Below are 14629 nucleotides of genomic sequence, written 5' to 3' on the forward strand. Positions count from 1 at the left end.
ACCTTTCATGTGCATAAACATATAAACAAAGTTGAGTATAACAAAATCACGACGGATTGCAAGAACCGTTTTGCACCGTATGCCGAGGGCCGCTTGGCATGCGAATATCGGCTTGAAATGCAAGTTTTGACATCGTATAGGTCAGACTATAGGATAGCTTATCCCCATACAAACTATCCGGAAAGTCGTGATCGAATGAAAACCGCAACAATGTTAAGGCATAACCGACACCTGTTCTCTCCGTTCGTTATTGAACTGTTAATCATTATGTTTTTGGTCGAATTTGTGAAAGGAGCGCTCCTTGTCGCCATATTGCCGGTCTATATGGGAACGGTGCTGGGATTATCGGCCTTTTCCATCGGATGGGCTTTCGCGCTGCAATATATCGGAGACAATGCGTTTCGCAGCCCGATCGGCTGGGTGGTAGAAAGAATCGGCTACCGGGCCAGTATGATCGCGGGTTTGGCGCTGACTTTGCTAGCCGTAGCGATAATCGCTTATACGTCTTCCGTAGGGTGGATCGTAGTCGCCTGCGCGCTGCTGGGTGTCGGAACGGCGCCGCTATGGCCGTGCGTCGTGACAGGAGCTACCCAGATGGCGGGGGAGAAGAAGCAGGGAACCGTGCTAAGCATCGTCAATGCGGCGTGGTTATCGGGAACGGGAGCCGGCCCGGTCATTATTAATTTTGTGATGAAAGATTCGTTTGCGCCGGCATTTCGCGTCCTTTTTGTTTGCATGACCGCGATTATTGTGATCGCGCTGTTTCTGCCGGGTCAACGTCAAACCGAGGCGATGCATGATCGGCAAAAGGACGGCGGCAGCGCGGATGCTCGATTGGCGCCGCGCGGTCTTTGGCGCAACATTGTCGGGTCGTACCGCCAAATCGGCAGAACGCTGCATGTAAGCAGATGGTTCTATCCCGCTTTGTTTTTGCAAACTTTCGCCGTCGGGTTATTATCGCCGGTCATTACGCTCTATGCGCGCACGGTGCTGCATTTGTCGCCTTCGCAGTTCAGCATGCTCCTCGTTGCGGGAGGCGGCATTACGCTTCTCGGCCTCATTCCGGCAGGGAAATTGGTGGACAAGTTCGGATCGGCCTGGTTTTTGCATATCGGCTTTGCGCTGTCGACCGCTGCGATCGTCACGCTTACGTGGACGCGTTCTCTCCCTGCCGTTTATTCGGTTGTCGGCATGATCGGACTTAGCTATGCGCTTATTTTGCCGGCCTGGAACGCTTGGGTCGGTTCGATCGTACCGAAGGAGGAACGGGGGGCGACTTGGGGGTTTTTTCTGACGATTAACGGTTCGGGAATGGTCCTCGGCCCGATTATTTCGGGCAAACTATGGGATTTATTCGGCCCGCAAGCGCCGTTTTGGGTAAGCGCGGCAACGCAGGCCGTTTTATTTGTTCTTCATTTGTTCATTACCGCAAAGGAGCGAATTGTGGTAAGATAACGATGGATTGTGATCTACGTCACGAATGGAGGAATCATAATGAAGAAAGAAATGACGATTGTCATGCTTATCCTTATGATGGTCTTTATCGGCTTCGGCATCGTCATTCCCGTACTTCCCGTCATGATTACGGATACGGGGGCGAATGAATTTCATTTAGGCTTGATGCTGTCGATCTATTCGGCGGTTTCGTTTATATTATCGCCGTTCTGGGGCGGATTGTCGGACCGGATCGGCAGAAGGCCGCTGATCGTCATCGGGACGCTCGGCTTCAGCGCAAGTTACTTGCTGTTCGGTTTGGCGGGGGGCAGCCTATGGATCATGTACGCTTCCCGCGTGCTGGGCGGCATTTTTTCCGGGGCGGTTACGTCCGTCATTGTCGCCTATGTAGCGGATATTACGACGGCGGAGCAGCGAACGAAAGGGATGGCCCTCGTCGGCGTATCGATCGGAATGGGCTTTACGTTCGGTCCGGCTTTCGGCGGATTGCTCAGTAAATTAGGAATGAACGCGCCGTTTTTTGCCGCTTCGATTTTGACGTTTTTGACTTTTGTACTAGGGTTTGCTTTCGTGAAAGAATCGTTGCCCGCGGAAAAACGCAGAACGAAATCGGACAAGTCCCCTTCGCGGTGGACGGCCTTTACCGGACGCATGAAATATTTGTACGTGCTTGCGTTTTTCGTAACGTTCACGCTGGCGGGATTGGAGGCGACGCTACTCTATTTTACGGCGGCCAAAATCGAAGGCATCGACGCTTTTCAAGTCGGGCTCATGTTTTTCTTCTGCGGCCTCGCGGGCGCCCTCGTGCAGGGAGGAGTCGTGCGCAAATTTATTAAGAACGGGGCGGAGAAAAGAGTCATTGTTATCGGCCTTGTCGTTTCGGCGGCCGGATTTTTCCTGCTGCTGTTCTCCTCGAATCTAGTGAACGCTACCGTATTTTTATGCGTATTCGGAGTGGGAAACGCGCTGCTGCGCCCATGCGTAACTTCGCTGATTACACAGAAAACGACCGTCGGGCAAGGCGTCGCATCCGGGCTTAGCTCGTCGATGGACAGCTTCGGACGAATTACCGGTCCGCTGCTCGCGACGTTCGTATTCAACTTTAATATTCATTTGCCGATGCTGATCGGCGGCGTGCTGTGCATTGCGGCGATCGGACTCATCATCCGGTTCGGAATGCTGGACAAAGCGCAATCGCCGGTGGAAACAGCCGTATAGCTCGATATCCGGGACGAAGATAGCCCGCGCCTTTCATTCAGGCGCGGGCTATCTTCGTGTTACTTCGCGTCGCGGGCCAGCTTGTAGAGCGGCATCAACGTTTCGAACGTTTCTTGGGCCAGACGGACAAAAGCTTGTCCATCCTGCAAGACGGGATCGTCCGCCGCGATATGGCGGCCGATCAGCAGCTCCGATTTTTTGACGTCGCGGAATCGCTCGAGCGCTTCGCGCCAACGTTTCTCGGTAAGCTCCTTGGCGGAAACGGCCTCTTTTTTCATATGATCGTAGGATACGACATAATGTTGCGGCACCGTCCGTTTGACCGTCCGGACGCGCTTCAAATAATGGTCCGCGATTATCCGTTTGCCTTGCACTTCGTAAATAAGGGCAAGCCAAAGAAAAACATGGTCGTCGAACAAGCCGACCTGAAAATGCGGATATTGCTTATAGCCGCGTTTATTATGGCAGACGGCCAGCCATGTATCCTTCGGCGGATTCACGGTGCGTCTGGCATGCTTCGCGATATGCACAAACATTTCGTTCCCGGCAAGCAGCGCGATATTGCCGCACAACGCCTCGCCGATCGTTTGAAATTTCGGCTGGATTCGCGTCCGGATCGCTTCCATTCTGGCATCCAGACCGTCAATGTGAAACGTGTCGAAATCGGATTCGGCAAAACCTTGAAATACCATGTTCGATACCTCCTGCAACGATGCTAGTTTTGGGATTGTTTCAAATAAAAGATGGCAATTTGCGTCCGGTCGCGCAATTGTAGTTTGCTCAGGATGTCGGATATATAATTTTTGACCGTACCTTCGCTCAAAAACAACGATTGCGCAATTTCTCTATTCGATTGCCCTTCGGCAATTAACGCAATAATCTGCCGCTCGGTCGGCGTGATGCCGTACGACTCCAGATTCGGTCCGGAGGCAGGGCGGCTCGGTCTTTTGCGCGCATCGCCGATTAAGCCCGCCAGCTTGCGGGCGACGTCGGGATGAATGAGCAGATCGCCTTTATGTACCGTCTGTATGCCTTCGACAATTCGTTCCGGCGCAATGTTTTTGAGCAAATATCCGCCCGCCCCGTTGCGGATCGCCTCGACAATGTAATCGTCGTCGTCAAATGTCGTTAATATGAGCACGGCGATATGCGGAGCGACGCTTTTAATGAGCCGGGTGCCTTCGACGCCGTCGCACTCCGGCATCCGAATATCCATCAGCACCACTTCGACGTCCGGGCGTTCCCGCACGAATTCGAAAGCTTCCCGCCCGTTTCCGCATACCCCTGCCACTTCGATCGCGGGATGATATTCGAAAATCATTTTTAAACTTTCGCGAATAAACGCGTCGTCGTCTACTATTAAAACGCGAATCATGCTGTTCCTCCTTCCCGGCCGTCTTGGCGGTAATGAGGGAGAACGGTTGTTACGGTAAACGAGCCGTCTCCCCCCAAATCGACGCGTCCGCCGACAAGCGATACGCGTTCCTCCATTCCCCGAATTCCGAGACCTTTGCGAACCTTCGACTCGGGATCGGGCAAGCTTCCGTTGTTGCTTACGCTCATCGCCACATGATCCGGAGTATACGCAAGGACGATATCCACTTCCGTCGCTCCGCCGTGGCGTATCGCATTCGTAATGGCTTCCTGGGCGTTCCGGTATAAAATATATTCCAGGCTGGGATAAAGCGCGTACGGCAGCCCTTCCGTTCGATAGCGCACGTCAATCCCAAGCTGGGTTCCCGCAGACTCGATCAGCTTCTCCAGCGAATAGCGCCCGCTCGCATGCGTCTCCGGCGACATATTGCGTACCGTTCGGCGCAGCGTGTCCATACTTTCCGTCATTTGATCCCGCACCTGTTCGAGCATGAGCGCAGCTTTCTCCGGTTCCGCCGCGCGAATGCTCAAAATGGCCTCGACCATCATTTTTTGCCGAATCAGGCGATGCCCCAAATCGTCGTGGATATCTTTGGAGATGCGGTTGCGTTCCACCAACTGCGCGTATTCCTCGACCTGTTTGGCATACTGCATCAACCTTTTGCGCGCATGTTGCAATTCGAGATGATTGCGGCTCAATTCGTCGTACAACGATTCGACCTCCGATTTTTGCACGGCCGCCGTTTGTATAACATACAGCAGCAAGCCGAACGAACCGAAGACGACGTTGGCAAGCAGGAAGGTCTCGGGCGATTGTATCGGCTGTCCCGCCAAGGCAGCGTTCATGGCCGCGGCAGGCAGCAAGGCGGCGAGCCAAGGCGGCATTGGAAACGTCAAGCCGGCCGGCCGCCGTTCGAAGATCGAGATAAGCGCGGACAAATGGCATAAGAAAAGAATGCCGCCGAATGAATAGCTCAAATAGCCGACAAAGGCGACTTCCCCGCAGAACAACACGGCGGGAAGAAAACGGGGCCATTGGATGCGAATGCGGACGATCAATAAAGCCAATAAAACGAGCAGCGTGTATACGGAATGGGATGCGATTCGATCCGAACCGAGCGAACCGATCGCCGGCACGACGATAAGCAGGTGGCGAAGCCACGGCAACACGATATTCATGAACCAATCGACCTCTGGCGCGCAAAATGTTGTTCCCATTATAACATAACCAAGCCGGCTATGACTTTCGCCATTGACGCTAAGGTGACTTTCGTCACCCGAATTGATGACCTTTCGGACGTGTCCGGCGGCTTTCCTTCGTAATACAATCAAATTAACAAAAACGAATGGATTGCGCAATGGGAGGCTTGAAGATGGGATTTGTTGTCATGCAGGACGTTTTGAAACGTTACGGAACGAAAATTACGGTGAATCATTTGAATTTGACGATTGAACAAGGGGAAATTTTCGGGCTGCTCGGGCCCAACGGGGCGGGAAAGAGCACATTGATCAAAATGATGAGCGGTCTGCTGCCGATCGACCGGGGGGAAATCCGCGTTGGCGGCGTATCCGTCGCGGAACGTCCCTTGGCAGTGAAACGGAAAATCGGACTCGTTCCGCAAGAGTTAGCCATCTATGAGATGTTGACGGCACGGGAAAACGTCCATTTTTTCGGAAAATTATACGGATTGCGCGGCAAGCAATTGATGCAGCGCGTCGACGAAGCGCTCGAGTTCGTCGGCTTGACGGATCGGCAGAACGAGAAACCGGCCGCGTTCTCCGGCGGGATGAAACGGCGCTTGAACATCGCCTGTGCGATTATGCATCGCCCGGAATTCATTATTATGGACGAACCGACCGTCGGCATCGATCCGCAATCGCGCAACCATATTTTGCAGTCGGTGCGCCAATTGAACGAGATGGGTTCGACCATTATCTATACAAGCCACTACATGGAAGAGGTGGAAGCGATCGGCACGCGGGTCGGCATTATCGATCACGGCGAGCTCATCGCATGCGGCACGAAGGATGAACTGCTGCAAGAGCTGGGCGGGGAAGAGAAGCTGTCGTTCTCCGTGCAAGAGATGAACGAAGAGGCAGCGGAGGAGCTTCGCCGCCACCCGGGATTGAAAATGATGCAAATCGAGGAGCGCTCGATCGAGATTACATTAAAAGCCGCGGACAGCGTATTGCAGGACATTATGTTTATTTTGGCGAAGCATCAAGTCCGCGTCCAATCGTTTACGCGGACGGAGCCGAATTTGGAGTCGCTGTTTTTGACGCTCACGGGCCGCACGCTGCGGGATTAGGAGGCGACGGATATGCACATTTGGACGATTATGATGAATGAATTGCGGAAGATGATGCGGATGAAAACGGTAATGATATTAATGATCGTAAGTCCCTTGCTCATTATTTTCATTCTCGGGCTTGCGCTCTCCGGCGAATTTGCGACGGAAGAGCGGCAGCCGCCACAGGCGGCGGTTGCCGTGCTCAATATGGATACGGGACCGATGAAAGACGGTTTGGACCGTTATCTGGACGCGCCGGAGACGAGGCAATACGTTCGGGTGATGGAAGTCGGTTCCGTCTCCGAATTGGAAGAAGCGCTGCGGGAGGGAGAGGCGGATTACGGCCTGGTTGTGCCGGCCGATTTCTCCGACAAGCTGTTTCGCGCGGAAACGAGCGTATGGACGCTGTATCCCGGCCGCAGCCACGATCGGAATATTTCGGCGGAAATGGTCATCAATCTGTTTCTCGAGAAGACGCAGCAATCGTTCGCGAACCATACCGTGCTCGATCGCCAGTCGGCGGCGCAGGCGGACCTCATGGCCGCGGAGGGAGCGAAGGCCGCAGGCGGCGGGAGCAGGGTGGAGATCGGCAAGCTGCATGATAAATTGCAGAACGCGTCGGCCCTCGAATATTATTCCGCTACGATGTTGATTATGTTCTTGCTGTTCTCCGGCATGTCGGCGGCAATCAGCCTATTGGACGAAAAGGAAAAAAAGACGTTGGAACGGATGTTTGCGCTGCCGATCGCCCCTTGGAAAGTCGTCCTCGGCAAATTGCTCGGAGCAGGCCTGTTCGCGGTTCTGCAGGCGGCGATCATCATCTTGTTTTCGGCTTTCGCGTACGGCGTCGATTGGAGCGGGAATTTGCCCGGAGTCGCGGCGGTCATCGTATTGACGATCGTCGCTTCGATCAGCTTGGCGGTTATTCTCGCCGCGTACGCCAAGACGAGCAAGGCGGTCGAATCGATCTACTCGCTGCTCATCGTTTTGATGACGTTCCTAAGCGGGGGCATGATCGTTTTTTTCAGCGAAGACATGGAAAAAATCGGGCAGTTCACGCTCAATCATTGGGCGAATGGAAGCATGCTGCGGTTTATGCTGGGAGGCGAGCAGGCGGTCGCATATCAATACATGAGCGTGCTTGCGTGGATTTCCGCCGCTCTGTTCGTTTTGGCGCTGTTCAGCTTCAGAAAGGTGGGTTCGATCCATGAATAGTTGGGTCATCGCAATGCATTTGATGAAACGGGTCATCGGCAACCGCAAAGGTTTTATTACCCGCATTTTGCTCCCTGTCGCCGTTATTTCCGGCATCATCGCCGTCATCGGCGGCGTAGGGCCGGGACCGGTCAAAGTCGCGTATGTGAATGAAGACCGGGGGGAACTCGGCGCGCATGTCCTCCAAGGTTTGACGAACAAGATGAGCATCAAGCTCGTCGAATCGTCCGGCACCCCGGACATGAAAGAAGCGGTCATCTCGCATCGGGTTGCCGGAGCGCTGGCGATTCCTTCCGACTTTACGGCGAATTTGCTGGCGGGGGAACCGTCCAAGGCGATGATGTATCAATTGAACGAGAGCGAGGAATCCGTCAAATTGCAGCTTTATATCGATCTGGAAATACAGCGGATCGAGCAGGCGGTTAGCGCGTCCGGGTTCGCCGCGGCGGACGGGAACGAACAGGAGCAAACGAAGCTGCTCGAAGCGCTGCTTCAGGCTCAGGAAAAGCGGATCGTCGAAACGAAGGAGGCCGATTTCGGGTTGGCTCGCAATCCGCTCGCTTCTACTGTGATCGGTATAATGGTGCTGTTTATTTTGCTCGCTTGCAACGGTTCGATCTATTCGGTGGTCGAGGATCGGGAGCAGTTGACGATGGCGCGCATGTATACGGCTCCCGTCAACGCGTTCGAAATTGCGGCGGGCAATTTTATCGGCGCGTTTCTGGTCGGTACGATCCAAATGGCCGTAACGCTGCTATTTACCCGCTATGCGATCGGTTACGATTACGGTATGCCGCTCGTTCAATTGTTCGTCATTTTGGAATGCTTCCTGCTGGCGGCGATCGGGGTGGCCAGCGCGACGGCGAGCATGGTCAAAAACCCGGCGGGACTCGGGCACATCAACACGTTGATCGTTACGCCTACCTGCATGCTCGGAGGCTGCTTCTGGCCGCTGTACATTATGCCGGATTATATGCAGAAAATCGCCAATTTCGTACCGCAAAAATGGGCGATTGACGCGGCGGGCAAGCTTGCGAACGGCGGGGGATTCGAGAGCGTGATCATCCATATCGGAATCTTGCTGTTGTTTTCGATCATATTGCTTGCTTTCGGCGCATTCGTCTTAAAACCGGGGCAATCCGCGGCACGATAAAGGAGTGAAACCTTGAAATCGCACAACGGTGCGGTTTCAAGGTTTTTTGCATCCATCTTTCGTTTGGACGCAAAAATAGTCAATAATCCAAGTTACCGAAACATAAGATGGAGTATAAGATATGAAGTAAGAAGGAATGATCACAATATTTCGTGAATTATCGTAGGTTTCCGCTCGGATTTGCAATCGGATCAATTCATGAAAGCTTGACCCATTTCGTTTAGGAGGGATTGCCGTGAATAAAAGTTATGAAGTTGAATATTGCAATTTGGAATTACGATTCGAACGTCGGCATATCCAAAATCTCATTCGCGATTTGATTCATGAAGGGTATTCCTTATACTGGAGCGAGAACGATTCTTCGTTCATCATCTCCATCCGGACCGGGCGCAAGCTCGTTAAGCTTCGGTTTCAACGGCTGCAGAACCGTTATAAAATCGTCGGCGATTATACGATCAAAGATGAGAAGCTCGGCGAATTTATCGAACGGCTCATTGGGGATACCCGCGGACATGCGGTAGTGAAGCGATTCAAAGACAGGCAAATTTTGATCGAAAATATTTTGTTCGGCGAATTGATCCGCCAGGTTGAAGTATCCGGAATGGAGCATCGGGTCATCTTCCAGAAACGTCCGCTTGTGACAAACGAAGAAGTGGCCAAGGCCTTTCAATCGAAGCGGGCGGAAGAACGGGCCAAGGAGGTCAGGGTGGAACTGGATTACGAGCTCGCTTGTCTGTACGACGCGATGCGGCGGAACGATGCCGAGGAGACGGAAAAGTGCAAGGAAAAGCTGGCCGAATTGCGGCACGAGATGCTTTTGTTGGAATTGTAGAGAACGGTTGCGAGAAATGTAAGGGAGATGAAACATGATCACACGCAGACCACGACGAAGCGCCCTGGTATAAGAAGCCGCGAAGAGCGGACGAAGCCTGGGGCGTTTTTTTGCGTTTTTAAAGGTTGTTCAAAAAGTCCCCTTTTGATCACGAAGCATTTATGAGAGTGCACTCGACATCGAATCTTGCGTTCACCCTCGAAGAGCGTATGCTTACGAAGTATGTTTCCTCCGGAAACATTTCAGGTGCTCATGTAGGTTTGCCTACACTGCGCTCCTCCTGAAAGTTTTGCGCAGCAAAACTCGCTTCGGAAGCATGGGCTTCGGGTTCTCGCAACCTTCTCGGTGCTGAAAAGTTGACTTTTTGAACTCGCATGATTAGGGTGCGATCACTTATTTTTATCGTTATTTTCGGTCTGAACGTTCACATCTTGGGCGAAAAAGAGTAAAATAGATGTATTGCGAAAAATAATCTAGATAAAGGATGGAAGAACCAAATGTCAAAACAGCAAATTGGTGTGATCGGTTTAGCGGTTATGGGCAAAAACTTGGCCTTAAATATTGAAAGCAGAGGGTTTACGGTTTCGGTATTCAACCGTTCTCCCGAGAAAACGAAAGATCTGATTGCCGAAGCGCAAGGCAAAAACTTGGTGGGCACCTACTCCATCGAAGAATTTCTCCAATCCTTGGAAAGCCCCCGCAAAATTCTCATTATGGTTCAAGCGGGTCCGGCGACGGATGCGACGATCGAGCAGTTAATTCCTCATTTGGACGAAGGCGATATTATTATCGACGGCGGCAACGCCTACTTCCCGGATACGCAGCGCAGAAACAAGGAACTTGAAGCGAAAGGCATCCGTTTCATCGGCGCCGGCGTTTCGGGCGGCGAAGAGGGCGCGCTCAAAGGTCCTGCCATCATGCCGGGTGGGCAAGAAAGCGCGTATAAGCTTGTCGAGCCGATTTTGACGGCTATTTCCGCGAAAGTTGGCGGCGACCCTTGCTGTACATATATCGGTCCGGACGGCGCAGGCCATTACGTGAAAATGGTTCACAACGGCATCGAGTACGGGGATATGCAGTTGATTTGCGAAGCTTATCATTTGTTGAAGTCGGTATTGAATGTGGGCGCGGAAGAATTGCATCACATCTTCTCGGAATGGAACGAAGGGGAACTCGACAGCTATCTGATCGAAATTACGGCAGACATTTTCTCCAAAGTCGATCCTGAAACGGGCAAACCGATGGTTGACGTGATTCTGGATTCGGCCGGACAGAAAGGCACCGGAAAATGGACGAGCCAAAGCGCGCTCGATTTGGGCGTTCCGCTCTCCATGATCACCGAATCGGTATTCTCGCGTTTCCTGTCGGCCATGAAGGAAGAGCGGATCTATGCGAGCAAAGTACTCAGCGGGCCGAACGCTTCGGCATACAGCGGAGATAAGGCGGAGCTTGTGGAGATGGTGCGCAAAGCGCTGTTCGCAAGCAAAATCGTATCCTATGCCCAAGGTTTCGCGCAAATGCGCGCAGCTTCGGAAGAATACGACTGGAATTTGAACTATGGCGGCATCGCAATGATTTTCCGCGGCGGCTGCATCATTCGTTCGCGTTTTCTGCAAAACATTAAAGACGCGTACGACCGCGAGCCCGGCTTGAAAAACTTGCTCCTGGACCCGTATTTCAAACAAATCGTCGAAACGTATCAAGACGCGTGGAGACAAGTCGTGTCCGTCGCGGTAACGCAAGGCATTCCGGTTCCAGGCATTTCGAGCGCCTTGGCATACTACGACAGCTACCGCACGGAAAGATTGCCCGCGAACCTGCTGCAAGCGCAACGCGACTATTTCGGAGCGCATACGTTTAAACGGGTAGACAAGGAAGGCGTCTTCCACTTCAACTGGTTCTAAGATTTATGAACGTACAAGCCGTGAACGGCTTCCGCCAAGTACGATCTTAACCCATCGATTTCCTGGTCGTACACGGTGCGGCGGTGTATAAGCGATAGAGCGACCTCGGCGAAACAATGGAAATTTTTTAATAAGCGTGGCTGAGACAGATCTAGCAGGCTCGGATCTTCATCGGCCACCTTTTTTTTAATATATTCCAATATCCAGACGACGTCCTCTTTGCAGAGCGGATGATCGGGATCGAAGATCCGTTCCAATCGCCGTGTCGTGGAATTGGCGTTGAAGGCCGCTGATGGCATATTCCATTTTCACTCCTACTATTGAAAATTTTGGTATTAACATCTTTACGAAAATAACGGGTCTTTTATACATGTTTTTAAAGATTGTCTGATCTTTTGTACCTATGGTATGATATGGGAAGTTTAGCGGATGATATAGGCAAAGAAGGTGTCTTGGTGAACCCGGAAGAGATTTCGAAGAAGCGTAACATTATTTTAATCGGATTTATGGGTACGGGTAAATCCAGCGTCGGCTGCAAGCTTGCAGAGAAGCTCGGCTGGACGTTTGTAGATACGGATGCGTTGATCGAACGCAAGGAATCGCTCACGATTCCGGAAATTTTCGCGCTGCACGGCGAATCGCGATTTCGCGAAACGGAACACGAAGTGCTGCACGAAGCGCTGCGGCAATCCAGCCAAATTATAGCGACAGGAGGCGGAGCCGTTCTTCGCCGCGAGAATCGCGAATTGATGCTGGAGCGCGGCTGGGTGGTGGCGCTCACGGCTGCCCAAGATATCATCGTGCGCCGGGTAGAGCAAGATCCCGCGCGGCCGCTGTTGCAGGGCAACGCACGCCAACGGGTGGCGGAATTGATGGAACGGCGCAAAGACGCTTATGGATTTGCCGATGTGACGATCGATACGACGGATCTAACCGTCGAGGCCATCGCCGAACTCATATTGGCAAGGCGTCAAGTATGAATCGGCGACGGCGGCGATAAGCTTTGCAACGTTACTTTAAAGTTCTTGCCAAGCGAGCATTCCGCCTTGCATATTTTTGAGGCCTTGGAATCCAAGCTGCTGCAAATATTCGCAAGCCCGCTCGCTGCGGTAGCCGCTGCGGCAAATCATAATGATTTCGCCTGTTTGCTCGATTTCTTCAAGCCGCTCTGGAATTTGGCCGAGCGGAATATGTTTGGCGCCCGGGATCATGCCTTCGGCCACTTCTTCGGCCTCGCGCACGTCGATCAGATTCAAACGTTCGCCTTGATCCAATCTGGATTTGATTTCCTCGGGCAAAATAATATTGACCGTCATTTCGTTTTCCTCCAAAGAAGTGAAGTTTATTTTCATATATATCATAATCATATTAGCATAGATATTGGAAGGAGAAAAATTTATGGATGTCATCGTTCGACCTACCCCTCGATTGCAGGGCGAAATTCAAGCCTTATCTTCCAAAAATTATACGACGCGTTACTTGTTGGCCGCGGCATTGGCGGAAGGGACAAGCACGATTCTATATCCGGCGCATAGCGAAGACAGCGACGCGATGCGCCGCTGCATTCGCGATTTGGGAGCCGTATTGGAAGAGGATGATGAGAAGATCGTCATTACCGGTTTCGGAGGCCGTCCGAAGCATATCAGCGAATTGAACGTAGGCAATGCGGGAGCGGTCTTGCGGTTTTTGATGGCCATTGCGTCGTTATGTCCTGCACTGACGTTCGTCAATACGTATCCCGACTCCCTCGGCAAGCGGCCGCATGACGATTTGATCGATGCGCTGGAACAAATGGGCGTCGGGGTAGAACATCATAACGGCAAGCTCCCGATCACCATTCGCGGCGGCCGTCCGCGCGGCGGGAAAATTCAAGTTTCGGGCAGCGTAAGCTCGCAATTTTTAAGCGCGCTGCTCTTTTTGACGCCGCTGCTCGAGGAAGACAGCGAAATCGAAGTGCTGCACGATTTGAAATCGAAGGTCGTCGTCGGCCAGACGCTCGAAGTGTTGGAGCAAGCCGGAATTACGGTTGAAGCGCGCGAAGATTATATGTACTTTAAAGTGCCGGGCAGACAGAAATATAAAGCGCAGACGTATACGGTGCAAGGGGATTATCCGGGATCGGCTGCCGTTCTTGCTGCGGCGGCGGTGACGGAATCCGACGTAACGGTTCACCGCCTGGCCGAAAACAGCAAGCAAGGCGAACGCGCGGTCGTCGACGTGCTCCGAATGATGGGAGTGCCGCTGACGCATGAGAACGGTACGGTGCGTGTACGGGGCAACCGCAAATTGAAGGCGGTCGAGTTCGACGGCGACGCGGCGACGGACGCGGTTCTCGCGATGGTGGCGGCCGCCGTATTTGCGGAAGGAACCTCCCGTTTTTACAATGTGGAAAATTTACGCTATAAAGAATGCGATCGAATTACAGACTATTTACATGAATTGCGCAAAGCCGGCGCCCATGTCGAAGAGCGGCAAGCGGAAATTATCGTGCACGGCCGTCCGGAGGGCGTCGAAGGCGGCGTCGAGATCAATGCGCATTACGATCATCGCGTCATTATGGCGCTGTCGGTTGTCGGATTGCGATCCGAACGGGAAATCCGCATTAAAGACGCGCATCATGTCGCGAAGTCGTATCCCCAATATTTCGATCATATCCGCGCGCTCGGCGCGCAGGTGGAATGGGTCGAAGGTTCGTAAACTTTGCTCGATTTGAAAGGAGAGAAACGGTATGGCATTTGAAAATCCGACTCGCGAACAAATCAAGGAGATTTTAATGGCGTCCCATACGATTGCCGTCGTCGGTCTTTCCGACAATCCGGAAAGGACGTCGTATATGGTGTCCGCCGCCATGCAGCAAAAGGGTTACCGCATTATACCGGTCAATCCGAATGCGACCGAAATTTTGGGCGAAAGATGCTATGCTTCGCTCAAAGAGATTCCGGAGCCGGTCGATATCGTCAACGTATTTCGCCGCAGCGAATATTGCGCGTCCGTTGCCGGAGAGGCGGCGGAGATCAAGGCGAAGGTGCTGTGGCTGCAGCTCGGGATCGTGAACGAGGAAGCGGCTGACATTGCGGCGCGGCATGGCATGACCGCCATTATGGACCGCTGCATTAAAGTAGAGGATTCCATCCTTTTGCCGCACGGCAAATAAAGTTTCCAGCGCTCTCGGAAGGAGAGGATACGC

At 52.7% G+C, this 14629-nt stretch carries 15 protein-coding genes; 10 read left to right on the top strand and 5 right to left on the bottom strand.

Translation table 11 applies throughout. From position 1 onward, the window contains the following. The first annotated feature begins 117 nt into the window (after positions 1 to 117). A complete protein-coding gene (locus KQI79_RS00860; RefSeq protein ID WP_253297884.1) occupies positions 118 to 1455 on the top strand; it encodes an MFS transporter in 1338 nt (445 codons plus the stop codon). A 39-nt stretch (positions 1456 to 1494) separates the two neighbouring features. Further along, positions 1495 to 2673 carry an MFS transporter gene (locus KQI79_RS00865; protein WP_216536309.1) on the top strand — a complete coding sequence of 393 codons (1179 nt, stop codon included), beginning with the start codon at positions 1495 to 1497 and terminating at the stop codon, positions 2671 to 2673. Positions 2674 to 2732: 59 nt separating this feature from the next. Here the strand turns inward: KQI79_RS00865 and KQI79_RS00870 are convergent, their stop codons facing one another. From KQI79_RS00870 to KQI79_RS00880, 3 genes are read right to left on the bottom strand one after another with little or no spacing between them, the layout of a single operon-like run. Continuing rightward, a complete protein-coding gene (locus KQI79_RS00870; protein ID WP_216536310.1) occupies positions 2733 to 3365 on the bottom strand; it encodes a YktB family protein in 633 nt (210 codons plus the stop codon). 23 nt (positions 3366 to 3388) lie between these two features. Next, entirely contained in the window at positions 3389 to 4048 is a 660-nt protein-coding gene (locus tag KQI79_RS00875; protein WP_216536311.1) for a response regulator transcription factor, read from the bottom strand. Further along, positions 4045 to 5226 carry a sensor histidine kinase gene (locus tag KQI79_RS00880; RefSeq protein WP_216536312.1) on the bottom strand — a complete coding sequence of 394 codons (1182 nt, stop codon included), beginning with the start codon at positions 5224 to 5226 and terminating at the stop codon, positions 4045 to 4047. The genes KQI79_RS00875 and KQI79_RS00880 overlap by 4 nt, the downstream gene beginning before the upstream one ends. 194 nt (positions 5227 to 5420) lie before the next feature. Between KQI79_RS00880 and KQI79_RS00885 the strand changes: the two genes are divergently transcribed. From KQI79_RS00885 to gndA, 5 genes are all read left to right on the top strand, one after another. Continuing rightward, positions 5421 to 6356 (top strand): ABC transporter ATP-binding protein, encoded by a 936-nt coding sequence (locus tag KQI79_RS00885; RefSeq protein WP_216536313.1) that lies wholly within the window; start codon positions 5421 to 5423, stop codon positions 6354 to 6356. Between the two features lie 12 nt (positions 6357 to 6368). Then, complete coding sequence (locus KQI79_RS00890) at positions 6369 to 7553, top strand: ABC transporter permease (protein WP_216536314.1); 1185 nt, start codon at positions 6369 to 6371, stop codon at positions 7551 to 7553. After that, positions 7546 to 8706 (top strand): ABC transporter permease, encoded by a 1161-nt coding sequence (locus tag KQI79_RS00895; protein ID WP_216536315.1) that lies wholly within the window; start codon positions 7546 to 7548, stop codon positions 8704 to 8706. The genes KQI79_RS00890 and KQI79_RS00895 overlap by 8 nt, the downstream gene beginning before the upstream one ends. Before the next feature lie 235 nt (positions 8707 to 8941). Beyond that, entirely contained in the window at positions 8942 to 9538 is a 597-nt protein-coding gene (locus KQI79_RS00900; RefSeq protein WP_216536316.1) for a hypothetical protein, read from the top strand. Positions 9539 to 10035: 497 nt separating this feature from the next. Continuing rightward, complete coding sequence (gene gndA / locus KQI79_RS00905) at positions 10036 to 11442, top strand: NADP-dependent phosphogluconate dehydrogenase (RefSeq protein WP_216536317.1); 1407 nt, start codon at positions 10036 to 10038, stop codon at positions 11440 to 11442. On the opposite strand, the gene KQI79_RS00910 is transcribed toward gndA, so the two are convergent. Beyond that, positions 11439 to 11741 (bottom strand): hypothetical protein, encoded by a 303-nt coding sequence (locus tag KQI79_RS00910; RefSeq protein ID WP_216536318.1) that lies wholly within the window; start codon positions 11739 to 11741, stop codon positions 11439 to 11441. The genes gndA and KQI79_RS00910 overlap by 4 nt on opposite strands. Before the next feature lie 156 nt (positions 11742 to 11897). On the opposite strand from KQI79_RS00910, the gene KQI79_RS00915 reads away from it, so the two are divergent. Then, positions 11898 to 12422: a shikimate kinase gene (locus tag KQI79_RS00915; protein ID WP_367398119.1), complete on the top strand. Its 525-nt coding sequence runs from the start codon at positions 11898 to 11900 to the stop codon at positions 12420 to 12422. Between the two features lie 36 nt (positions 12423 to 12458). Here the strand turns inward: KQI79_RS00915 and KQI79_RS00920 are convergent, their stop codons facing one another. Beyond that, positions 12459 to 12758, bottom strand: coding sequence for a rhodanese-like domain-containing protein (locus KQI79_RS00920; RefSeq protein WP_216536319.1), 300 nt, complete (start codon positions 12756 to 12758; stop codon positions 12459 to 12461). Between the two features lie 82 nt (positions 12759 to 12840). Between KQI79_RS00920 and aroA the strand changes: the two genes are divergently transcribed. Together aroA and KQI79_RS00930 are read left to right on the top strand one after the other, a co-directional pair. After that, positions 12841 to 14139, top strand: coding sequence for a 3-phosphoshikimate 1-carboxyvinyltransferase (aroA, locus tag KQI79_RS00925; RefSeq protein ID WP_216536320.1), 1299 nt, complete (start codon positions 12841 to 12843; stop codon positions 14137 to 14139). 31 nt (positions 14140 to 14170) lie between these two features. After that, on the top strand, positions 14171 to 14596 hold the full coding sequence (locus KQI79_RS00930; protein WP_216536321.1) for a CoA-binding protein: 426 nt from the start codon (positions 14171 to 14173) through the stop codon (positions 14594 to 14596). Positions 14597 to 14629 lie beyond the last annotated feature (33 nt).

Source organism: Paenibacillus sp. MSJ-34 (assembly GCF_018918005.1).
GTDB lineage: Bacteria > Bacillota > Bacilli > Paenibacillales > Paenibacillaceae > MSJ-34.